Source organism: Bradyrhizobium sp. WSM1417, assembly GCF_000515415.1.
Taxonomy (GTDB): Bacteria; Pseudomonadota; Alphaproteobacteria; order Rhizobiales; family Xanthobacteraceae; genus Bradyrhizobium.
In genome coordinates this window covers 7,121,449-7,143,865 of sequence record NZ_KI911783.1, presented here as the reverse complement: position 1 = coordinate 7,143,865, position 22,417 = coordinate 7,121,449, and the positions used below count along the sequence as shown (strand labels likewise).

14 protein-coding genes are annotated in these 22,417 nt (G+C 64.6%); 3 read left to right on the top strand and 11 right to left on the bottom strand.

Annotated elements, in window-relative coordinates:
- Nucleotides 1-105: 105 nt before the first annotated feature.
- Nucleotides 106-270 carry a DUF3309 family protein gene (locus BRA1417_RS43300; protein WP_007595743.1) on the bottom strand — a complete coding sequence of 55 codons (165 nt, stop codon included), beginning with the start codon at nt 268-270 and terminating at the stop codon, nt 106-108.
- A gap of 186 nt (nt 271-456) precedes the next feature.
- On the opposite strand from BRA1417_RS43300, the gene BRA1417_RS0134930 reads away from it, so the two are divergent.
- Nucleotides 457-774 carry a polyhydroxyalkanoic acid system family protein gene (locus BRA1417_RS0134930; protein ID WP_027519786.1) on the top strand — a complete coding sequence of 106 codons (318 nt, stop codon included), beginning with the start codon at nt 457-459 and terminating at the stop codon, nt 772-774.
- A 3-nt stretch (nt 775-777) separates the two neighbouring features.
- Here the strand turns inward: BRA1417_RS0134930 and treY are convergent, their stop codons facing one another.
- From treY to BRA1417_RS0134900, 6 genes are read right to left on the bottom strand one after another with little or no spacing between them, the layout of a single operon-like run.
- Nucleotides 778-3,564, bottom strand: coding sequence for a malto-oligosyltrehalose synthase (treY, locus tag BRA1417_RS0134925; protein WP_027519785.1), 2,787 nt, complete (start codon nt 3,562-3,564; stop codon nt 778-780).
- Nucleotide 3,565: 1 nt separating this feature from the next.
- The gene (gene treZ / locus BRA1417_RS0134920; RefSeq protein WP_027519784.1) at nt 3,566-5,320 is read right to left on the bottom strand and encodes a malto-oligosyltrehalose trehalohydrolase; all 1,755 of its coding nucleotides are present in this window, start codon (nt 5,318-5,320) and stop codon (nt 3,566-3,568) included.
- Nucleotides 5,317-7,395, bottom strand: a complete 2,079-nt coding sequence (glgX, locus tag BRA1417_RS0134915) for a glycogen debranching protein GlgX (RefSeq protein ID WP_027519783.1) — start codon at nt 7,393-7,395, stop codon at nt 5,317-5,319. Before glgX ends, treZ begins: the two co-directional genes overlap by 4 nt.
- A gap of 3 nt (nt 7,396-7,398) precedes the next feature.
- Nucleotides 7,399-9,537, bottom strand: coding sequence for a 1,4-alpha-glucan branching protein GlgB (glgB, locus tag BRA1417_RS0134910; protein WP_027519782.1), 2,139 nt, complete (start codon nt 9,535-9,537; stop codon nt 7,399-7,401).
- On the bottom strand, nt 9,530-12,823 hold the full coding sequence (gene treS, locus BRA1417_RS0134905; RefSeq protein WP_027519781.1) for a maltose alpha-D-glucosyltransferase: 3,294 nt from the start codon (nt 12,821-12,823) through the stop codon (nt 9,530-9,532). The genes glgB and treS overlap by 8 nt, the downstream gene beginning before the upstream one ends.
- An 11-nt stretch (nt 12,824-12,834) precedes the next feature.
- On the bottom strand, nt 12,835-14,781 hold the full coding sequence (locus BRA1417_RS0134900; RefSeq protein ID WP_027519780.1) for a maltotransferase domain-containing protein: 1,947 nt from the start codon (nt 14,779-14,781) through the stop codon (nt 12,835-12,837).
- Nucleotides 14,782-14,985: 204 nt separating this feature from the next.
- Here BRA1417_RS0134900 and malQ point away from each other — a divergent pair, with 204 nt between their 5' ends.
- Both malQ and BRA1417_RS0134890 read left to right on the top strand, forming a co-directional pair.
- The gene (gene malQ, locus BRA1417_RS0134895) at nt 14,986-16,947 is read left to right on the top strand and encodes a 4-alpha-glucanotransferase (protein WP_027519779.1); all 1,962 of its coding nucleotides are present in this window, start codon (nt 14,986-14,988) and stop codon (nt 16,945-16,947) included.
- Nucleotides 16,948-16,990: 43 nt separating this feature from the next.
- Nucleotides 16,991-18,793, top strand: a complete 1,803-nt coding sequence (locus tag BRA1417_RS0134890; RefSeq protein WP_027519778.1) for a glycoside hydrolase family 15 protein — start codon at nt 16,991-16,993, stop codon at nt 18,791-18,793.
- 1 nt (nt 18,794) lies between these two features.
- Here the strand turns inward: BRA1417_RS0134890 and BRA1417_RS0134885 are convergent, their stop codons facing one another.
- The 4 genes from BRA1417_RS0134885 to zwf are packed head-to-tail and all read right to left on the bottom strand — an operon-like array spanning nt 18,795 to nt 22,416.
- On the bottom strand, nt 18,795-19,607 hold the full coding sequence (locus BRA1417_RS0134885; RefSeq protein ID WP_027519777.1) for a Cof-type HAD-IIB family hydrolase: 813 nt from the start codon (nt 19,605-19,607) through the stop codon (nt 18,795-18,797).
- 34 nt (nt 19,608-19,641) lie between these two features.
- A complete protein-coding gene (locus BRA1417_RS0134880; RefSeq protein WP_027519776.1) occupies nt 19,642-20,172 on the bottom strand; it encodes a gluconokinase in 531 nt (176 codons plus the stop codon).
- Entirely contained in the window at nt 20,159-20,908 is a 750-nt protein-coding gene (gene pgl, locus BRA1417_RS0134875) for a 6-phosphogluconolactonase (RefSeq protein ID WP_027519775.1), read from the bottom strand. Before pgl ends, BRA1417_RS0134880 begins: the two co-directional genes overlap by 14 nt.
- The gene (zwf, locus tag BRA1417_RS0134870) at nt 20,905-22,416 is read right to left on the bottom strand and encodes a glucose-6-phosphate dehydrogenase (RefSeq protein ID WP_027519774.1); all 1,512 of its coding nucleotides are present in this window, start codon (nt 22,414-22,416) and stop codon (nt 20,905-20,907) included. Before zwf ends, pgl begins: the two co-directional genes overlap by 4 nt.
- Nucleotide 22,417: the final 1 nt, after the last annotated feature.

Sequence of the window (22,417 nt, the reverse complement as noted above, 5' to 3'; positions counted from 1 at the left end):
GGGTTAGCGAAGCGTAACCCACCACTTCTGTTGACGCGGAAAGAAAAGAGGTGGGTTACGCCTCGCGGCTAACCCACCCTACCGAACTAGATCTTCGCTCGGTCGCTAGATCCGTCCCAGCAGCAACAGGATCAGCAAGATCACGATGACGAGCCCGAGGCCGCCGCCGCCGTAATAGCCGGTGCCGTAGAACGGGCCGCCGCCGATGCCGCTGAAGCCGCCGAGCAGCGCGATGACCAAAATGATCAGAATGATCGTACCGATAGACATGCGGAAATCTCCTCCAGCCCTTCGTTGGAAGGGTCGTTTGCAACCTGTCCCGTGGTGCGAGGGCAACTTGCCGCAGGTTTTAAAGTTCCGCCAATGAAACACCGGGTGCACGCGCAACTTGCATGGAACCTTTGTGGTACCGGCGGGCATGATTATGTGAGGTTCAATCACTAACCGGGCAGAGCCATGTCAGCACCGCTTGTCGTCTCCATTCCCCACCGCCTCGGCCGCGAGGAGGCGGTACGCCGGCTCAAGACCGGGCTCGGCCGTGCGGCCGCCAGCATTCCCGTGATGCAGGTCGAGGAGGAGCGCTGGAACGGCGACAGCATGAATTTTCGCATCCGCGCCCTCGGGCAGATCGCAACGGGGCAGGTCGAAGTCGCCGACGACCATGTGAAGGTGCAGGTGGTGCTGCCTTGGCTATTGCAGCGCTTTGCCGAAATGGCGCAGGCCACGATCCGCAAGCGCGGCCAGCTGCTGTTGGGCAAAGACGCGAAAAGTTAGCGTTCAAGCGCGGGCGCGCTGTCGCACCGGCTTCGCCGCACCCGCGGGGCGCGCCGGGATCACAGAAGCGGGAAAACCGCGAAGCGCCTGCGCGAGCGGCAGATCGTTCCCTGCAAAGCCCGGCACGTTGTAGCCCGTGATGTCGACGGTGGCATCGACCCCATCGAGGGCCGGCCATTCGCGTCCTGCTTGCGTGAAAGGTGCGAAGTGGCGCCCGATAGCGACGATCGCAGCAGTGCGGCCGTGGCGGCGGGCAAAGGCCACGACATGGTCGGCATGTGCGCCCCGCACCTGAAGCGGCTGGTAGTCACCTCGCGCGAAGACGTCGGGCAGCTCGTTGCGCAGCTTGAGCAGGTGCCGCGTCCAGGACAGCTTGAGCTGGCCGTCCGGCCAGCTCTTGATCAGATGATTCCAATCCGGATTGTCCAGCGTGCCCAGCGCCGCGTGTCGCGCGGAAAAATCCACCGGGCGACGGTTGTCCGGATCGACCAGCGAGAGGTCCCAGAATTCGGTGCCTTGGTAGAAGTCGGGGACGCCTGGCAGAGTCGCCTTGAGCGTGAGCTGGCTCAGCGCGTTGAGCGCGCCGAGCAGCGCGACGCGGCGCGCCAGGGTTTGCAGCGCCTCGAGGAATTCGCCTGATTGCGTGGGATCGAGGATCTTCGCGATGAAGCTCTTGACGCCGTTCTCATAGGCCTCGTGCGGGTTGAGCCAGCTCGTCTCCTCCTTGCCCTCGCGCGCGGCCTTGAGCGCATAGGCCTGGATACGTTCGACGAAACCGGCATCGGCCGTCTCTCCGAGCGGCCAGGCGCCGAGCAGCGTCTGGTAGAGCATGTATTCGAACGTAGCCGACGGAGCGCGAAGATTGCCGTCGAGCGCGAGGTGCGGTGCGTTCAGGACTTTCCAGCGCGCCACGGCGCTGGTCCATTCGCCGGGAATTTCACTTAAGGCAGCGATCCGCGCCCGGGCGTCCTCGCCACGTTTGGTGTCGTGCGTGGCGGTCGCCGTCATCCCTTGCGGCCATTCCCTGGCGCGGGCCTGCATTGTCTCGTGGAACGCGAGAATAGTGAGGCCCTTGCTCGCGGGATCGCCGCCGACTTCGTTGAGGGCGAGCAGCCGGTGGAACTGATAGAAAGCCGTGTCCTCCAGCGACTTCGCCATCATCGGCCCGGTGAATTGCTGCACCTTCAGCGCAAAGCGGCGCACCCGCGGGGCGCTGTGCGGGGGACGGCCGGGCTTGAGCAGGTCCATGGTGAGGGCGTCGCGCAGGAAGTCGAAAATGCCTTCGTCCGCGGCGAACCATTCCCGGCGAGCGTACTCGATAGTGTTGTCGATCAGCTTGCGATCGTTCGCCGTCGGCGCGCCTGTCGTCAAATAGGTCCGGTACACCGGGAAATGCAGCACGTAGAGCTCGAGCGCCTGCCGCAGGCTGTCGGCGGAAAAGTCGCGGGTCGAGTAGTGCCCGTTGGCGATGCGCGCAAGCAGGCGCGTCAGAACGGTAAATTCGCTGGTCAGCAGCGTCTCCAGCACGCGCCTTTTGGCGTCCTTGACGTAAGGCGCGAGCCGCGGCGGCCGGTTGCTGATCTGCCGCCAGGTCTCGTCCAGGGCCTCCAGCCCGTTGGCGTCGACCAGAACGTGAGTGATGGCATTCATCCACTCATAGCCGGTGGTGCCCTGGACGCCGGCGAAATGCGGCAGGCGCTCGTGCTCGCACAGGATTTTCTCGATCACCGTATAGAACGGCTTTGTGGTGCCCTGCGCGTCGCGCACCAGCCGGCGCAGCCGCTGGCAATATTGCGCGGGATCGCGCAGGCCGTCGATATGATCGAGCCGGATGCCTTGCAGTTTGCCGTCGGCAATGAGTTGCTTCACCAGCCGGTGCGTGGCGGCGAACGTGCCGGGATCCTCGACGCGCATGCCGGCGAGCCCGTTGACGTCGAAGAAGCGGCGATAGTTGATGTCGCTGGAGGCAAGCCGCCAGTGCCCGAGCTTGTAGTGCTGGCGCTCCAGCAGATGATGCAGCGCCAGCGTCGGGGCGGCGCGGTCCTTGGCGGCGTGATAGGCGCCGAGGCCGCGCGCGATGATGTCGGCGCTGCCTGCGATCTCCCTGAGCTCCGCCTTGAAGCCGGGCGCTTCCTTGCGGTTGGGGCGGCGCAGTCCCGTGTAGCGCGCCGCGAGCGACAACAGGCGCTTGCCAGGTTCGGTTTGTGCGGCGTCGGCTTCCTTAACGATCATCCGCAGCATCTCGCCATAGCGCTCCGGCGCGATCGGCAATCGATGCTCGAAATACCAGGCGGAAAAACTACCTTCGTCGGGATCGTAGCGCAGCTCGATATCGCCGCTCTCGAGCGCTTCGCCATAGGACGCTCCGAGGATCGGCAGCAGCACGCCGCCACGGGCGCGGAAAGCCAGTTGATCCCAATCGATATCGAAGGAGACGGCGTGCGGCGAGGCCTGGCCCCATTCCAGCACGTCCAGCCACCAGGGATTGTCGGCGAAGTGGACGCCGACATGGTTCGGTACGAAATCGATGATGAGGCCGAGGTCGTGTCGTATCAGCGCTTCGCTCAGCCGCGCGAAGCCGGCCTCGCCGCCGAGCTCCGGATTGAATTGACTGTGATCGACGGTGTCGTAGCCGTGGGTCGAGCCCTTGCGGGCCTTCATCACGGGCGATGTGTAGAGATGCGTGATGCCCAGCGCCTTCAGATAGGGCACCACCGCGGCGGCCTTGTCGAAGTCGAAATCCGCGGTGAGCTGAAGCCGGTAGGTTGCGAGAGGAATGGCTGAAGGCATGTCAACCTCCGAGGCGCCAGACCACCGACCAGGGCGCAAGCCGGTCGCCAGTCGCGCCGCCCCAGATCGGGGTGCCCACACCGCCGTCGGAATATGTGATGTCCTTGTCGGAGAGATTGGCCACGAGGCGCAACGTCGCACCATCTCCCATGTGCCAATGTGCGGTGAGCAGGCCGCTATCGGCCACGGCGGCATCACCGAAGCGCGCACCTTTCAGTCGCGGCGCGATCTCCTTGTGGCGGAGCGCGAGCAGCTCCCGCACCAGCGCGAGGCGTGCATCCTGCTCCGGCGTGTGGCCGGTCCAGTCGAGCACGGCCGATTGCAGCGTTGCCGGATCGAGCGGGTCGGGCACCTCGTCGCCGTACTTTTCATAGGCCCAGGCGTATTCCTGCCTGCGCCCCTTGCGGACGGCGTCAGCCAGTCCGCCCTGGAAGTCGCAGAAGAACGGGAAGGGCGCGGTGGAGCCCCACTCCTCGCCCTGAAACAGCATCGGCACCATCGGCGCGAGCAGGGTCACCGCAAGCGCGGCTTCGATCTGCTTGGGCGATGCCAGGCTTTCGAGCCGGTCGCCGAGCGGCCGGTTGCCGATCTGGTCGTGGTTTTGCAGGAAGTTGACGAAGGTTGCCGGCGGCAGCTCATCGCTTTTCTCGCCGCGCGGCTTCTTGCCCCAGAATTCCGAGATCTCGCCCTGATAGACGAAGCCGGAGGCGAGCGCGCGTGCGAGATCGAGCCGCGGCGTCTGATAGTCCGCGTAATAGCCCGCCAGCTCTCCCGTCAGCATCACGTGCCAGACGTGGTGGTAGTCGTCGTTCCACTGTCCGCGATATTTGCCGTTCGGAGGCTCCTGCGCCGCGTCGAGCAGGCTGGCGCGGTTGTCGCCGTTCTCCAGCACGAGATGAATGTGCCGCCCCGTCGCCTTGGCAAGCTCGCCTGCGGCGACGCTGAGGTCTTGCAGCATGGATTGCTCGCCCGGGATCGCCATGATGTGATTGGCGGCATCGAGCCTCAGGCCGTCGAAGCGATAGTCGCTGAGCCACGACAGCGCGTTCTCGACGGCAAAAGCGCGAACCTGCGGCACGCGATAATCGATCGCACTGCCCCATGGCGTGTGCGCGTCGGTGAAGAAGGCCGGCGCGTAGCGGCCGAGGTAATTTCCCTCGGGGCCGAAATGATTGTAGACGACGTCGAGGAACACCATCAGCCCGCGCAGATGGGCTTCGTCGATAAGCGTCTTCAAATCATCGGGATGACCATAGGCGCTGTCGGGCGCGTACCACAGCACGCCATCATAACCCCAGCCGCGGCGACCGGCGAAGTCGGCCAGCGGCATCAGCTCGACCGCGGTGATGCCGGTCGCGACGAGATGATCGAGCTTGTCGATCATGGCGCGATAGGTGCCTTCCGCGGTGAAGGTGCCGACATGCGTCTCGATCAGCACCGTCTCTTCCCAGGGACGGCCGCGCCAATCGGATGCGCGCCAGGCGAAGGCGTCATGATCGATCACCTCGCTCGGGCCGAACACGTCGTCGGGCTGGAATGCAGACGCCGGATCGGGCACGTCGATCTCGTCGTCGATCCTGAATTTGTAGTTGCTGCCGACGGGCAGATTGGCAATCTCGGCGACATACCAGCCATCCTGCCGGCGCTGCATCGCGTGTCGTCTGTCGAGCAGGAGATCGACACGGCGCGCGGCAGGCGCCCACAGCCGGAACGATACGCCGTCCTTCGTCGGCCTCGCCCCGAAGGATGGCCTCATAGCGCCCCCGCGAAAGCGAGCACGGAGCGCGGCGGCGCCTTGCTGTCGCTCCCGGGCTGGAAGTCGACCGTGTTCAGCTTGGCGTCGGTCGTGTTGAGGATTTGCTGCCAGCTCTTGTAATCGGTCATTTTTGGCAATTTGAATGCGATCTCTTCGGGGGCTGCGTTGAGTACGATAAAGATCGCGGCGCTGCCGGGTTCCATCGGCCCCATCACATAGGAGAGGAACCGCCCTTCCGGGAATTTCCAGTCGCTTTCCGTCATTTCGTCGCCGGCCGGCGTCAGCCACAGCGCGCCGTAGGAGATGCCGTCCTTGGGGCGGCCGTCGAGCCAGCGATGGCTGCGAAGCTGCGAGAACCGGCGGCGGATGTCGGCGAGCTCGGCGACGAAATCGACCATGTCGTCGCCGTCCTTGCCGAGATTGTCCCAGCCGACCCAGCCAACCTCGTTGTCCTGGCAATAGGCGTTGTTGTTGCCTGATTGCGAATTCCCGACCTCGTCGCCGGCGAGGATCAGCGGAATGCCCTGCGCCAGCATGAGGCAAGCCAGCACGTTCTTGCGAAGCTGCCGGCGCAAGCTGACGATTTGGAGATCGTCGGTCGGGCCCTCGACACCGCAATTGTTGCTGTGATTGTCGTTGGAGCCGTCGCGGTTGTCCTCGCCATTGGCCTCGTTGTGCTTCTCGTTGTAGCTGAAGAGATCGGCCAGGGTGAAACCGTCATGCACGGTGATGTGGTTGACGCTGGCGCGCGGCCGCCGTCCATCGTGGTTGAACAGGTCGGAGGACGCCGTCATGCGGCTGGAGATGTCGCCGATCAGGCTGCCTTCGCCGCTCCAGTAGCGGCGCATGGCGCTGCGGTAGCGGTCGTTCCACTCCGACCATTGCGAGGGAAATGCGCCGACCTGATAGCCGCCGAGGCCGAGGTCCCAGGGTTCGGCGACGAGCTTGACGCTCGCCAGCACCGGGTCCTGGCGGATCGCGGTCAGGAACGAGCTGCCGCGATCATAACCGTTCGGCCCGCGCGCCAGCGTGGTGGCGAGGTCGAAACGGAAGCCGTCGACGTGGCAGACCTCGACCCAGTAGCGCAGGGAATCCATCACCATCTGCAGCACGCGCGGGTGGGTGAGGTTCACCGACGAGCCGCAGCCGGTGAAGTCGTCGTAATAGCGCGGGTTCTCGCGGTTCAGCCAGTAATAGGAGGCGTTGTCGATCCCGCGATAGCACAACGTCGGGCCGAGGTGATTGCCCTCGGCGGTGTGGTTATAGACGACGTCGAGCATCACCTCGATGCCGGCGTCGTGCAGGCGCGCGACCGTGGTGCGGAAGGAATCGAGGGCGTTGTCCTGGGCGTAGCGCTGCTCGGGCGCGAAGAAGGACAAGGTGTTGTAGCCCCAGTAATTGGCAAGCTTCTTCTCCACCAGGATGCGGTCGTCGACGAAGCTGTGCACCGGCAGAAGCTCCACCGTGGTGACGCCGAGCTTCTTCAGGTGCTCGATCATCGCCGGCGAGGACAGGCCGCCATAGGTGCCGCGCAAATTCGGCGGCACGTCGTCGCGCTTCTGTGTCAGTCCCTTGACGTGGGCCTCGTAGATGATGGTGTCTTCCCAGGGAATGTTGGGCCGTATCTCGCGCCGGCCCCAGTTGAAGGTCTCGTCGACGACGACGGCCTTGGGCATGCCGCGCGCGTTGTCGCGCCGGTCGAACGACAGGTCCTCGCGCGGGCTTCCGGTGCGATAGGCGAAATGCGCATCGCTCCAGACCAACCGCCCGGAAAGCCGCTTGGCATAGGGGTCGAGCAGCAGCTTGTTGGCGTTGAAGCGGTGGCCGTGCTCGGGCTCGTAGGGGCCATGGACGCGGTAGCCGTAGAGCTGGCCGGGCGAGACGTCGTTGAGATAGCCGTGCCAGACATCCTCGGTGCGCTCCGGCAGCTCGACGCGCTCGAGCTCGCGGCGGCCCTGCATGTCGAACAGGCACAGCTCGACCTTGTGCGCGTTGGCGGAGAACAGCGCGAAATTGGTGCCGCGTCCGTCCCAGCTTGCGCCGAGGCGTGCGGGCGATCCAGCAGTCAGGCGCATCGTTCAGCTTTCCGGAACGAGGAAGATCGCAGCGAGCGGCGGAATGGTGAGGCGGAGCTCGCCATTGACGGCGTGGACTTCGCCGATGTTGCCGACATTGCTGCCGCCGTAATGGGCGGAGTCCGAGTTGAACACTTCCTTCCACTTGCCGCCGAGCGGCGCGCGAACCCGGTAGTTGCGATAGACGTTGGGTGAGAAGTTGACGATCACCATGCACCGGGCGTGCTCGTCAAATCCCTTGCGCAACCAGGCGAAGACGTTGCGGTTGGCATCGTCGGTGATCAGCCATTCGAAGCCGGCCTGCTCGCAGTCCATCTGGTGCAGCGCGGGCACCGCGCGATAGAGCCGGTTGAGATCCCGGATCAGCGCCTGGATGCCTGAATGGGGCTTGTACTCGAGCAAGTGCCAGTCGAGCGACTGGTCGTGATTCCATTCGCGGCTTTGTGCGATCTCGGCACCCATGAACAGCAGCTTCTTGCCGGGATGGCCGAACATGAAGCTGTAATAGGCGCGCAAATTCGCGAAACGCTGCCATTCGTCTCCGGGCATACGCCCGAGGATCGAGCGCTTGCCGTGCACGACTTCGTCATGCGACAGCGGCAGGACGAAATTCTCCGAGAAGGCGTAGTGCAGGCCGAACAGGATGTCGCCGTGGTGATGCTTGCGGTGGATCGGGTCCTTGCTGACGTAGTTCAGCGTGTCGTGCATCCAGCCCATGTTCCACTTGTAGCCGAAGCCGAGCCCGCCGAATTCGACCGGACGCGAAACCTGCGGCCAGGCGGTGGATTCTTCGGCGGCCGTGGTCGCCTTCGGGAAACGCGCGAACAGCTCGGTGTTGAAGCGGCGCAGGAACGCGATCGCCTCGATGTTCTCCCTTCCGCCATGCTGGTTCGGAATCCACGCGCCGGGCGGACGGCTGTAGTCGAGGTAGAGCATGGACGCGACCGCATCGACGCGCAATCCGTCGATCGCGTAGCGCTCGAGCCAGAACAGCGCGTTCGATACCAGGAAGTTCGTCACTTCGGTGCGGCCGTAATTGTAGATCAGCGTGCCCCAATCGAGGTGGCGGCCCTGGAGCGGGTTGGCGTGCTCGTACAGCGCTGTGCCGTCGAAGCTGCCGAGCCCGTGCGGATCGTCCGGGAAGTGGCCGGGCACCCAGTCGAGCAGCACGCCGACGCCCTCGCGGTGGCAGGCATCGACCAGCGCGGCGAAATCCTCCGGCGTGCCGAAGCGGCTGGTCGGCGCATACAGACCGGTCGGCTGATAGCCCCATGAGCCGTCGAAAGGATGCTCGCTGACGGGGAGGAATTCGAGATGGGTAAAGCCCATGTCGCGGGCGTAGGCCGGCAGCTGCTCGGCCAGTTCGCGATAGGTCAGCCATTCATTGCCGTTCTTGCGCCGCCATGAGCCGAGATGGACCTCGTAGATCGACATCGGCGCGGACAACGCGTTGATGCCGTCGGGAGCCGGTCGCGGCCGCGGCAGATGCGCCTCGTCGAACACGATGGAAGCGGTCTTCGGCCGCACCTCGCTTGCAAAGGCCATCGGATCGGACTTCAGCGGAAGCAGATGGCCATGCGGTCCGATGATTTCGAACTTGTAGTGGTCGCCGGCCTTGGCGTGCGGGATGAACAATTCCCAATAGCCCGCGCCCCGCACCCGCATCGGATGGCGGCGCCCGTCCCAGAAGTTGAAGTCGCCGACCACGGAGACACGCCGGGCGTTGGGCGCCAGCACGACGAAGCCGATGCCATCGATGCCTTCGAGCCGTATCGGATGTGCGCCGAGCTTGTCGTAAAGGCGCTGGTGAGTGCCTTCGCCGAGCAGATAAAGGTCGAAATCAGTCAGGATCGGCGGAAAGCGATAGGTGTCCTCGAATTCGATGACGTTGTCGCCGAACTTCGCGCGGAGCTGATAGTGCTTCGCGCCGTTCGGAAGAGCGCCGATGAACAGGCCGGAATCATGGACGCGATCGAGCTTCGCCACCTCGCCGTGCTCGCCCACCGCTTCGACGTTGGAGGCATCAGGAAGAAACGCGCGCACCACGCTCTTGTCGCCCTCGGGATGCAGCCCGAGATAGTGGAACGGATCGGAGTGGCGACCCTCGATGATCGCATAGGCTTCGGCAGGGAGTTTAGGCATGGGCTTCGCTCTCGATACTGGACAGAATGCGAAGCAGTCCGGACAGCGGCGCATGGAGCCCCTCAGGCCGGTTGGACAGCTCGTACTCTACTTCCTCGAACGCTTGATCAAGCAGGAAAAACCTTAACAGGCCTGCCGCGGATTGCGGATCTTCCGGCCACAGCCGCCGATCGGTCATGGCTTCGCGGTAGGCGGTGAGGAACGTCGCGGTGGTGCGCTCGCGCCATTCGTCGAGGGCAGCCGTAAGCCGGCCCTGTTCGTCGGAAGCACCGGTGAGCGCGCGGTGGAGCGCCGCGTTAACCGAAAGATCAATCGAGCGGATCAGGCCGGCAACGTCGCGCGCCGCAGGCAGCTTGCGCCGCTTGTCGGCCAGCGGCAAACGCGGATCTCCGTCGAAGTCGATGATGAAGATATCGTCCTTCACGATCAGAGTTTGCCCGAGGCGGAAGTCGCCATGATGACGGATGTTCAACCCGCCGATCTCGGAAGGTAATAGCGCGTCGAGCCGACCTGCCAGGGACGCGCGCTTCGCGGCGAGCTGATTGATCAGCGGCCGATCTGCCTCTCGCAGGCCGTCGCCGCTGGCGGCCAGCCGCTCGAAAACCCGCTCGGCCCGTGCCTTGAGCTCGGATGACCAGCGCTTGATTTGTGCGGAGCCAATCGGCTCCGGCGCGAGATCTCCGGGCTTTGCAGCGGCCAGAGCCACATGCAGCTCGGCGAGCCGTCGGCCGATCTGCGTAATGAAGTGCAGATAGGGCGCTTGCTCCTGTGTCTCGCGGGGCATCTCGCCCGGGGGCAGCACCCGCTGCTCGTCGATATAGCGGTCGAGATAGCCCGCGGTGACGCCCCAGCCGTCGCCCTGGTTCTCGACATAGGCGTGCAGCACGCCGACTGCGCTGCGACGGTCGTCTTCGACCAGCTCGACGCTGCCGAGCAGTGCCGGCGTATTGGCAAAGCGGGCGATTTCGGTGAGGTAGGAGCCGATCTCGATCTCGGGATTGATGCCGGCTTCGAGCTGGCGATAGATCTTGGCGACATACTGGTTGTCGACCAGCGCGGTGCTGTTCGACTGCTCGATCGTGCGGATGCGCTCGGGCTCCTTGATGGTGTACTCGGCAAACCGGCTGGTCGCCTTGAACTCCAGCCGCAGATTGTTCTCTTCCACCACCAGGTTCTGCGACAGGTTGCGCAGGAACAGGCCGATGAAGATCTGCTCGGTTGCCACATCCAGCAGCGTCCCTTCGCGGGCACCCTGACGCACGGCGGCGAGCGCTCTGGGATTGAAGCGTTCGCGGTCGAAGCGCACCCATTCGATCTGCATCGGCAGCACGTAGCGCGTGGTGACGTCGCCCTGCGCCGCCTCGAAAAACGCGATCCAGGGCCTGTTGTCGCCGATGTCGCAGAACGGCACCGCCGAGGTCAGCGTCGGCTTGATCTGCTTGGGATTGTGCTCCGGATACCAGCGCGTGCGCGACAGGAATCCCGGCAGCACCTCATGTTCGAACACGCCGCGCTCGCGCGCCAGCGACACCCAGGTCGAGTTCACCGGCACCACCAGGGTCTCGAATTCCGGCACTGCGCGCGGTGTCACCGGCTCGGACTTGTCGCGCTCGGTGAGCTGGAACCAGTAGAAGCCATAGGGCCCCAGCGTGACCATGTAGGGCAGTTCGCCGATCGCCGGAAAACGCGTGCGGCCGAGCATCTCCTGCGGGATGCGGTCCTTCCAGGGCGACAGATCGAGCTCGGTCGCCTGGGCCGCGCGCGACAGATTGGCGACGCAAAGGATCACCTCGTCGCGGTACTGCCGAACATAGGCCAGCACGGCGCGGTTGGCCGGGCGGATGAAGGTCATGGTGCCGCGGCCGAAGGCGAGCGTCGATTTGCGCACCGAGATCAGGCGCTTGGTGGCGCTGAGCAGCGAGGACAGGCTGCGCGACTGCGCCTCCACGTTCACCGATTCGTAGCCGTAGACGGGATCCATGATCAGCGGCGCGTAGAGGCGGGCCGGGTCACAGCGCGAGAAGCCGCCGTTGCGGTCCGGGCTCCATTGCATCGGCGTGCGCACGCCGTTGCGGTCGCCGAGATAGATGTTGTCGCCCATCCCGATCTCGTCGCCGTAATAGATGATCGGCGTGCCGGGGAAGGACAGCAGCAGCGAGTTCATCAGCTCGATCTTGCGCCGGTCGTTGTCCATCAGCGGCGCAAGGCGCCGGCGGATGCCGACGTTGATGCGGGCCCGCGGATCGTTGGCGTAGGTGGTCCACAGATAGTCGCGCTCGACGTCGGTCACCATCTCCAGCGTCAGCTCGTCATGGTTCCGCAGGAACAGCGCCCATTGGCAGCTTGCGGGAATGTCCGGCGTCTGGCGCAGGATGTCGGTGATCGGGAAACGGTCCTCCTGCGCGATCGCCATGTAGATGCGCGGCATCAGCGGGAAGTGGTAGGCCATGTGGCACTCGTCGCCGCGGCCGAAATATTCCTGCACGTCCTCCGGCCATTGATTGGCTTCGGCCAGCAGCAGCTTGCCCTTGGAGTAGGAATCCAGCTCGTGGCGCAGCCGCTTGATGATGGCATGCGTCTCGGGGAGGTTCTCGTTCGAGGTACCTTCGCGCTCGCAGAGATAGGGAATGGCGTCCAGACGGAAGCCGTCGACGCCGGCATCCAGCCAGCGCTTCATCACCTGGATGAGGGCGCTGACGACGCGAGGATTGTCGAAATTGAGATCCGGCTGGTGCGAGAAGAAGCGGTGCCAATAGAACGCGCCGGCCTCGTGGTCCCAGGTCCAGTTCGACTTCTCGGTATCGGTGAAGATGATGCGCGTGCCCTGGTATTTCTGGTCGGTGTCGCTCCAGACATACCAGTTGCGGGCGCTCGAGCCCGGAGGGCTGCGGCGCGCGCGCTTGAACCAATTGTGCTGGTCCGAGGTGTGGTTGACGACGAGCTCGGTGATGACGCGCAAGCCGCGCTTCTGCGCTTCCTGGATGAAGCGCTTGAAATCCTTCATCGTCCCGAAATCGGGATTGACCGCGCCGTAATCGGCGATGTCGTAGCCGTCGTCGCGGCCGGGCGAGGGATAGAACGGCAGCAGCCAGAGCGCGGTGACGCCGAGCTCCTGGAGATAAGGCAGCTTCTCTGTCAGCCCTGCGAAATCGCCGATGCCGTCCTGATTGCTATCGGCAAACGCCTTGACGTGGAGCTGATAGATGATGGCGTCCTTGTACCAGAGCTCGTCCACGATCTCGGCAGCCTCGGCTTTCTTGGTATCGACGGAAGACAATACATTCATGGCGTGCGCCCTTACGCCAGGCAGCGGAACAGCAGCGCCGGATCGCGCTCGGGATCGATACGCAGTTTGATCCCGCCCCATTCGATGCGGGCCTGTTCGCCGGTGAGGAGGTTTTGGAGTGCCGACACATGGCGTCGCTGCCCGCCGTCGTCAACCGTGACGTCGCCGAGCGGCAACCAGAATTCGCGCACATGGCGCGAGAGCGCAACCACGATCACGACGACATTGGCCGGGTCGGTCGCTTCCTTGACGAAGGCGATCGTCTCGCCGTCTTCGATGCCGATGAAGCGCAGATTCGCCGTCTGCTGAAGCGCAGCATTCTCGTTGCGGATGCGATTGAGCTCCGCGATGCAGGTCTTGATATGGCCGGACTTGTTCCAGTCACGCTGCTTGATCTGGTATTTCTCTGAGTCGAGATATTCCTCGCGGCCGGGGATCGCGTCGTGCTCCAGCAACTCGAACCCGCTGTAGATGCCGTAATTACCGGACAGCGTCGCGGCCAGCGCGACGCGCGATTTGAACGCCCAGGTCTCGCCGCCCTGGAGATGATAGGGCAAAAGATCGGGCGTGCTCACGAACAGGTTCGGCCGATAGAAATCACGTTCGGGATAGCGCGTCAGCTCGCCGAGATATTGCTCCAGCTCCCACTTCGCCGTGCGCCAGGGGAAATAACTGAAGGATTGTGCAAAGCCGAGCTTGGCGAGGCCCTTCATCAGCTTCGGGCGCGCGAACGTCTTGGAGAACAGGATCACCTCGGGATGCCGGCGACGGATGTCACGGATCAGCCATTCCCAGAAGGCGAGCGGCGCGGTGTCGTGATTGTCGATGGCGAAGATGGTGACGCCGTGGTCGATCCAGAACAGCATGGCGTCGCGAAACGCGTTCCACAGTCCAGCACGGTCGACGGACGTAAAATCGGGGATCACGATATCGGAATAGGGCCCGTCGGCCGTCCGCACCGAGCGATCCGGGCGCCATTTGAACCATTCCGGATGTTGCGTCAGCCACGGGTGGTCCGGCGAGCATTGCACGGCGAAGTCGAGCGCGAGCTCGAGGCCGTATTCCAGGCAGGTCGCGACCAGCGCGCGAAAATCCTCGATCGTGCCGAGTTCGGGGTGCAGCGCGTCGTGCCCGCCCTCGATGGCGCCGATCGCATAAGGCGAGCCGGGATCGCCGTCGCCCGCCACCGGCGTGTTGTTGCGGCCCTTGCGACGGGTACGGCCAATGGGATGGATCGGCGTGAAGTAGAGCACGTCAAAGCCCATCGCGGCGATGTCGGGCACGCGCGCGATGCAGTCGCGGAGCGTGCCATGCTGTCCTGGCACCACGCTCTGGCTGCGCGGCATCATCTGATACCAGGCGCCGAACCGTGCCTTGTCGCGGTCGACGAACAGTGGGAATAGCGCCGAGCGCGTCAGATCAGGCCGCGACTGGCTCTCGGCCATGGCTGCGCCGAGCTCGGTTGCCAGCAGCGGGGCAACGTCGCCGGTCTGAAGATAGTCCTCGCATTGCCTGACGATGACGGCGGCGGCGTCCTGCTGCGCGCCATGCGCCTTGGTCAGAAGGCCGGCGCCCTCGATCGCATCGAGCGTGACGTCGGCACCGGAGCGTTGCTTGCGCGCGACCGCGTGCGACCACGTCGCGAATTCGTCGGTCCAGGCTTCGATCGCATAGACATATTTGCCGGGCTCGACGGGTGTGAACGCGCCGGACCAGCGGTCATTGCCGTGATGGATCATCGGCTCGCTCCGCCATTCGCGGTCCTGCTCCTGTCGCCAGATCAGCGCTGCGCCGATCACGGCGTCGCCGTCCCGGTAGATGTCGGCCCAGACCTCGACCGGTTCGCGGGCGATCCGCTTCACGGCGAAGCGCCCGCCGTCGATCAGGGGATAGACGTCCTCGATGAGGAAAGTGCTGCCCGCTGCGGCACTCTCGACAGTTTGAATTGTCTTGTTCACGGTGATGCCATTGACAAGAAAGCAGGAGCCCGTTTCCCTTGCCGGGAACCTACGCTTGATACCACTATAGAAAGCCGCTTGTGTGTCATTGGTTCCGTTGGGAACGGCAGGCGCGGCTCGCGAGTTAACCCTGACTAACCTCTTCCGCGACCTCGTTAAAATCGATGCCCCCGGCCAAAACATGGCCTGCAAGCTGCGTGCCGAATGGATCTTTTAGCTCAAGCCCGGATCAAGGGCGTTCAATCCGAATTCGTCGATGCCCTCGGAAAGCTGCGGGTCACCGATCCCGTGGCCCTCAGATCCATCCTCGACGCCCTACCGGAGAAGCGGGTTTACCGCTTCGTCAGCGGGCCCGTGGTGGTCCGCGCCTTGGGACAGCCGCGCACCGAATTGGTGACGATCGGTGCGCCGCCGCTCAAATGGAAGATGACCGGCAACGGCAATTTGATCGCGCAAGGTGAGACGCGCGAGCCCGTGATTGCCTGGCCCGCCGGCCTGCCGCTCGGCTATCACCGACTGACGCTGATCGATGCCGAAGGCGTGACCGAAGAGGTGCCGATGATCGTGGCGCCGGAGCGGGCCTTTGGCGGGGATTTCGACCGCGGCTGGCTGCTTGCCGTCCAGCTCTACAGCGTCCGCTCGGAGCGCAATTGGGGCATCGGCGATTTCACCGACCTCGCCGGTCTCGTCCGGCTCGCCAAGCAGTTGGGAGCCGACGGCGTCGGGCTCAATCCCCTGCATGTGTTGTTCGACGACCATCCGGCCGATTGCAGCCCCTACTCGCCGAACAGCCGGCTGTTTCTCAATCCGCTCTATATCGACGTCGAGGCGATCCCGGAATTTTCGCCCGACCTCGTCCCCGACGCGGCCGCGACCGCCGCGCGGCTCCGCGACGGCGATCGTGTGCCCTATTCGGACATGGCGGCCTTGAAATGGCTCGGCCTCCGCGCCGCCTTCGACAGCTTCGTGAAAACCGCGAGCGGCGTCCGCCGCAACCAGTTCGACGCCTTCCGCGCGGCTCGCGCGCCGCTGTTGTCCCGCTTTGCCTGCTTTGAGGTGCTACGCCATCGTTTCGCGGCGCCGTGGTGGGAATGGCCGATGGAGTGGCAGCAGCCGGACGAGACGAAGTGCGCCGAGTTGCGCAATGGCCCGGACAAGCACGAGGTCGAGTTCGTCGAATTCGTGCAATGGACCGCCGATAGCCAATTGCATGCCGCCAAGGAGCTGGCCGGCCAGCTCGGCATGCGGGTCGGGCTCTATCTCGACGTCGCGGTCGGCGTGCAGTCGAACGGCTTCGACGCCTGGAACGAGCAGGGGGCGATCTCCCGTCATCTCGCGGTCGGCGCGCCGCCGGACGTGCTCAACACCATCGGCCAGGATTGGGGCCTCGCCGGCTTCAATGCCGGCGGCCTGGAGGCGCAATCCTTCGTGCCGTTCGCCGACATGCTCGCGGCTTCGATGCGCCATTCCGGCGCCATCCGTCTCGACCACGTGCTGGGCCTGAAGCGGCTGTATCTGGTGCCGCGCGGCTTCAAGCCCGACAACGGCGCCTATGTGCAGATGCCGTTCGAGGCGCTGCTGGCGACCGTGGCGCGCGAGAGCGCGGCCCATAAGTGCATCGTCATCGGCGAGGATCTCGGTACGGTGCCGAAAGGATTTCGCGAGACCATGCAGGATTTCGGCATCTGGTCCTATCTCGTCATGATGTTCGAGCGCGACGATGCCGGTCACTTCCGGCCCGTCGATCACTACCGGCCCAACGCGCTGGTGACGCTGAACACCCATGATTTGTCGACCTATGCCGGCTGGCGCTCCTTCAGCGATCTCAAGATGAAGCGCTCGCTCGGGCTCGATCCCGGCGAGAACGATCAGGCCCGCTGGGATGCGCTCGGCCTGCTCGACGAGATCCTGCGTGCCAACGGCATCCGTGCCAATGATGTCTATTCGGTGCTCGCCTTCCTGTCGCGCACGCCCTCGCGGCTGCTTGCGGTGTCACTGGAGGATCTGCTCGGCGTGATCGACCAGCCCAACATTCCCGGCACGATCGACGAGCATCCGAACTGGCGCCAGCGCCTGCCTGTGACGCTCGACAAGATCGCCTCGAAAGTCGATCTCGCGGCTTTGAAGGCCGCCACACGGGAACGCTCGTTGCCCGGCGGGCGTTGATCGCCGGGGCTTCGAGGGTGCCGTTTTCAAGGCTCGTACGACATTGTCTCAGAGAATTGAGGACTATGCGCTGATCGGCGACTGCGAGACCGCGGCGCTGGTCGGCCGCAACGGCTCGATCGACTGGCTGTGCTGGCCGGCCTTCGATTCCGATGCCTGCTTTGCAGCCCTCCTCGGCACGCACAAGAACGGCCGCTGGCTGATCGCGCCGGGCGAGGACGTCACCGCGACGTCGCGCCGCTATCTCGGCGACACCCTCATCCTGGAAACGCGCTTTGAGACTGACAGCGGCACCGTTGCGCTGATCGACTTCATGCCGCCGCGTGGCAAGGCCTCCGACATCGTGCGGCTGGTCCGCGGCGTCAGCGGCACGGTGAAGATGCGGATGGAGCTCGTCATCCGCTTCGGCTTCGGCGTCGACATCCCGTGGGTGCGGCGGATCGACCATTCCCTACTGGCGGTCGCCGGGCAGGACATGACCGTGCTGCGGACGCCGGCGAAGACCCGCGGTGAGGATCTGACCACGGTTTCCGACTTCGAGGTGAAGGCCGGCGAGACCGTGCCGTTCGTGCTGACCTACGGCCCCTCGCATCTCGAGCCACCCGCGCCGATCGATCCGGAGCTCGCGCTCAAAGAGACCGAGAAATTCTGGCAGGACTGGTGCAGCCACTGCAATCGCGATGGCGACTATCGCGACCTGATCGTGCGCTCGCTGATCACGCTCAAGGCGCTGACCTTCGGCCCGACCGGCGGCATCGTCGCGGCGCCGACCACCTCGTTGCCGGAGAAGCTCGGCGGCGCCAGGAATTGGGACTACCGCTTCTGCTGGCTGCGTGACGCCACCTTCACGCTGCTGGCGCTGATGAACTCGGGTTACACCGAGGAAGCCTCGGCCTGGCACAATTGGCTGCTGCGTGCGGCGGCGGGCTCGCCGGCGAACATGCAGATCATGTACGGCATCTGGGGCCAGCGGCGGCTGCTGGAATGGGAAGCGACCTGGCTCGACGGCTACGAAGGCGCACAGCCGGTGCGCGTCGGCAATGCCGCGCACGCGCAGCTCCAGCTCGACGTCTACGGCGAACTGATCGACGCCTTCCACCAATCGCGGATGGCCAAGCTCAAGCTCGATGACGAGAGCTGGGCGCTGGAATGCGCCGTGCTCAAGCACCTCGCCGAAGTCTGGGACCAGCCCGATCATGGCATCTGGGAGCGGCGCGGAGAGCCGAAGCACTATGTCTTCTCCAAGGTGATGACCTGGGTCGCCTTCGATCGCGGCATCAAGAGCGCCGAGACTTTCGGCTTCAAGGCTCCGCTGCTGCACTGGCGCATCTTGCGCGACGCCATTCATCGCGACGTCTGCAACCGGGGCTTCGACGCGGAGGAGAATGCCTTCGTGGAGTCCTACGGCTCGAAGCTGCTCGATGCCAGCGTGCTGCTGCTGCCGGCCGTCGGCTTCCTGGACGCGTCGGATCCGCGCATTCGCGGCACCATCGCGGCGGTCGAAAACCACATGCTGCGCGACGGCTTCGTGCTGCGGCACGATCCCCGCGAGGTGCCTGCGGGGCAGCCGCCGCTCGAAGGCGCCTTCCTCGCCTGCAGCCTGTGGCTGGCCGATGCCCATGTGCTGGCGGGCGATCTCGACAAGGCGCAGAGCTTGTTCGATCGCGTGGTCGGTATCGCCAATGACGTCGGGCTGCTGGCCGAGGAATATGATTCAGGCGCCAGGCGTCAGACCGGCAATTTCCCGCAGGCGCTGACGCATATTGCGCTGGTCAACACCGCGCATAATCTGTCGGCGGCAAGGCAGGGCAGCCAGAAGCCGGCGATGCAGCGGTCGAAGCAGTGACCTAGGCGACCTCGTTCCGCTTCAAAATCATCTCCATCGCTTCCGCGAAACCGTCCTGCTCGTTGGTCGCGGTGACGTGGGTCGCCTGCTCCTTGACGTTGTCGGCCGCGTTGCCCATCGCGATCGAGGTGCCGCTGACGCGGAACATCGCGAGGTCGTTCTGCATGTCGCCGATGGTGGCGACCGCGTCGGTTGAAACGCCGAGGCGCCTGGCCATGGCTTGCACGAATGTGCCCTTGTCGAAGCCGGGCGGGGTGATGTCGAGGTAGTAGGTTTGCGAACGCACTGCCATCGCCTCGCTGCCGAGCGCCTTCTGCATCGCCTTCTCGCAACGCTCGAGGCCCGCCGCATCGGCGCTGGCGCCGACGATCTTGCAGGCGCTGGCGAGATACGGCGAGAAATCCGTGACGATGGTCGGATCGGAGCGGATCGTATGCTGCTCGTGAGCGACGTATTGGCCATCAGGCCTGTCGATCAGCCATTTGTCGGTGGTGAACAGCCAGATGTCGGCGCCGAAGTCCCGGAGAATTTGCAGGCTTCGCTCGGCCGCGCCGGCTGGGATGAGATGCTGCTCGACCGGATTCATTTCGGGATCGACGATCGAGGAGCCGTTGAACGGGCCGACCGGCAGCCAGAGCGCCAGCGGCTCGATCAGGAAGCGCATGCCGATCGCGGGGCGGCTCGACGTAATCGTGAAGCCGATGCCGGCCTGGTGCACACGCTGCACCGCGGACCTCGCGCGGTCGGTCAGCGTCTTGTCCTTGGTCAGCAGCGTACCGTCGACGTCGGAGACGACGAGCGAGATTTTTGTCATGGCGGTCCCTTGGGTGTTTCTTGGGTGTTTGGCCTCAGCGTTTCGCGCTGCCCAGTTTCAGCTGTCGCACGACGCCGTCCACGATTGCTTCCACGGATTCGTCGATCGAGACGGTGATCACGTGCTCGCCAGCCTCCGGCGGCTCCAGCGTGTTGAACTGGCTCGTCAGCAGGCCGGGCGGCATGAAGTGCCCCTTGCGTTGCGCGAGGCGAGCGGCGATCAGCTCCTTCGTGCCCCTGAGGAAGACGAAGCGGACGTCGTCGCGTCCGCGCAGCAGCACGTCCCGATAAGTATGCTTCAGCGCCGAGCAGGCGATGATCACGTGCTCGCCCTTGTCACAGACCCGCGCGATCTCGTCGGCGATGGCGTTGAGCCAGGGCCAGCGGTCCTCGTCGGTGAGGGGATGGCCGGCCCGCATCTTCTCGACATTGCTGGCGGGATGAAAGCTGTCGCCGTCTTCGAACCGCCAGCCGAGGCGCTCGCCCAACGCTTTTGCAACCGTGCTCTTGCCCGAGCCCGACACGCCCATCACGATCAATGCACAAGGTGCTTCAACGCCCGTCACGAATTCCCCCCGGAAGCGCGGCCTGGTCGACCAGCCAGACGGTCTCGCCATTCGAGCGCGCGCGTACAGCCGGCAGAGTCTCGCCATTGAGCAGGCGCGTCAAGATCGGCTGCTTGTCGTGCCCCGCTATCTCGAACAGCATTTCGCGGCAGGACGCCAGCGCGGGCAGGGTGAGCGAGACCCGCGGCACGAAGGGGGCAACATTGGCCTTGGGGACGCCGACCACCCAGCGCTCGGTCTCCTCGATCGCAGGATAGCCCGGGAACAGCGACGCCGTGTGGCCGTCGGGACCTGCGCCCATCAAAACCATGTCGAACAGCGGCCGTGCCGGATCCAGGCTTTCCGCGCCGTAGAAAGCCTGCAGCTCGCGCGCATAGGCCTCGGCGCTCTGATTGGGGGTGTCAGCCGTCGTCGGGATCGGGTGAACATGGCCGGAGGGCGCGTTGCGATCGAGAAAGGTCGCGCGGGCAACCGCCATGTTGTTGAGGGGGGCGCTTTCGGGCACGAAGCGCTCGTCACCGATGAACCAGTGCACGCGCTCCCACGGGATTTTCTCGCGCCAGGCCTCGCTGCCCAGCAGCTGGTAGAGCTTCTTCGGGCTGGAGCCGCCGGTCAGGCAGATCGCGATGCGCCCGGGATTGTCGGCGATTCGCGCCATCACCCGCTCGGCCGCGGCCCGCGCGAGAGCCTCGGCGTCGGCCGCGACGATGAGCTTCGGCTGTCCGGCCGCCGTCACGAAAACTTGCGCCAGCTTCGGCCGTCGCGGCGGAGCAATTCATCGGCGCAGGCGGGGCCGTCGCTGCCGGCTTGATAGGTCTCGATGCCGTTGCTGCCCGCGTTCTTCCAGGCGTCCAGGAACGGCTGCACCGCCTCCCATCCGGCTTCGATGCCGTCGGCGCGCTGGAATAGGATGTTGTCGCCGATCATGCAGTCGTAGATCAGCGTCTCGTAGCCGGTCGAGGGATCGGCCCGGAAATAGTCGCCATAGCGGAACTTCATCTCGACGCCGTCGATGGTGACGCTCGGCCCCGGGATCTTGGCGTTGAACTGGAGCTCGATGGTCTCGGTCGGCGCGATGCCGATCGTGAGGAAGTTCTGGGAGAGGCGATCGACAGCGGTGCCTGAGAACATCGACAGCGGTGCCTGCTTGAACTTGATCGCGACCTCGGTGCGCTTGTGGCCGAGCGCCTTGCCGGTGCGCAAATAGAACGGCACGCCGGCCCAGCGCCAATTGTCGATCATCAGTTTCAGCGCGACATAGGTTTCGGTGGTGCTGCCGGGTTTGACGTCCTCGGTCTTGCGATAGTCCGGGATCTCATCGTCACCGATTCGCCCCGACAGATATTGGGCGCGCACCGAGCTCTTCAGCGCTTCCTCTTCGCTCGGGCGCTGAATCGAGGTCAGAATCTCGGCCTTCTCGGAGCGCACCGAATGGGCGTCGAAACGCGCCGGCGGCTCCATCGCGACCAGCGACATCAGCTGAAACAGATGGTTCGGCACCATGTCGCGCAGCGCGCCGGTGGCGTCGTAAAAGCCGCCGCGATGGCCGACGCCGAGCTTTTCCTCCACCGTGATCTGGATGTGGTCGATATGGTTGCGATTCCAGATCGGCTCGAACATGCCGTTGGCAAAGCGCAGCACCAGGATGTTCTGCACCGTCTCCTTGCCGAGATAGTGATCGATCCGGTAGATCTGGTGTTCGTCCATGATCTTCAGCAGCTCGCCATTCAGCGCGCGAGCCGAGGCGAGATCGGTGCCGAACGGCTTTTCGATCACCAGCCGCCGCCACGTGCCATTCTCCTTCATCATGCCGGTACGGCCGAGCTCGCGCGCGGTCGGCGCGAATGCAGCCGGCGGGGTCGCGAGGTAGAACAGCCGATTGCCGCCGGTGTCCTGCGCGCATTCCAGAGAATCCAGATGCTCGCGCAGGCGATCAAAGGATGGCGGATCCTTTGCGTCGGCTTCGACGAAGGTCACGCATTCCAGCAGCTTCTTGGCAATGTCATCGTCCACCGGACGGGTCGCGAACTGGCGCAAGCCCTTCAACAGGCTGTCGCGCAATTCGTCGTCCGACTGGCTCCGGCGGGCGACGCCGACCACGCAAAACTTTTCCGGTAACAGATGCTCGGCCGCCAGATTGTAGAGCGATGGCATCACCAGCCGATGGGTGAGGTCGCCGGTGACACCAAAGATGACGAAGGCGCAATTTTCCGGCTTGCGCTTGGCTTGCGGGTCTTTTGTCACG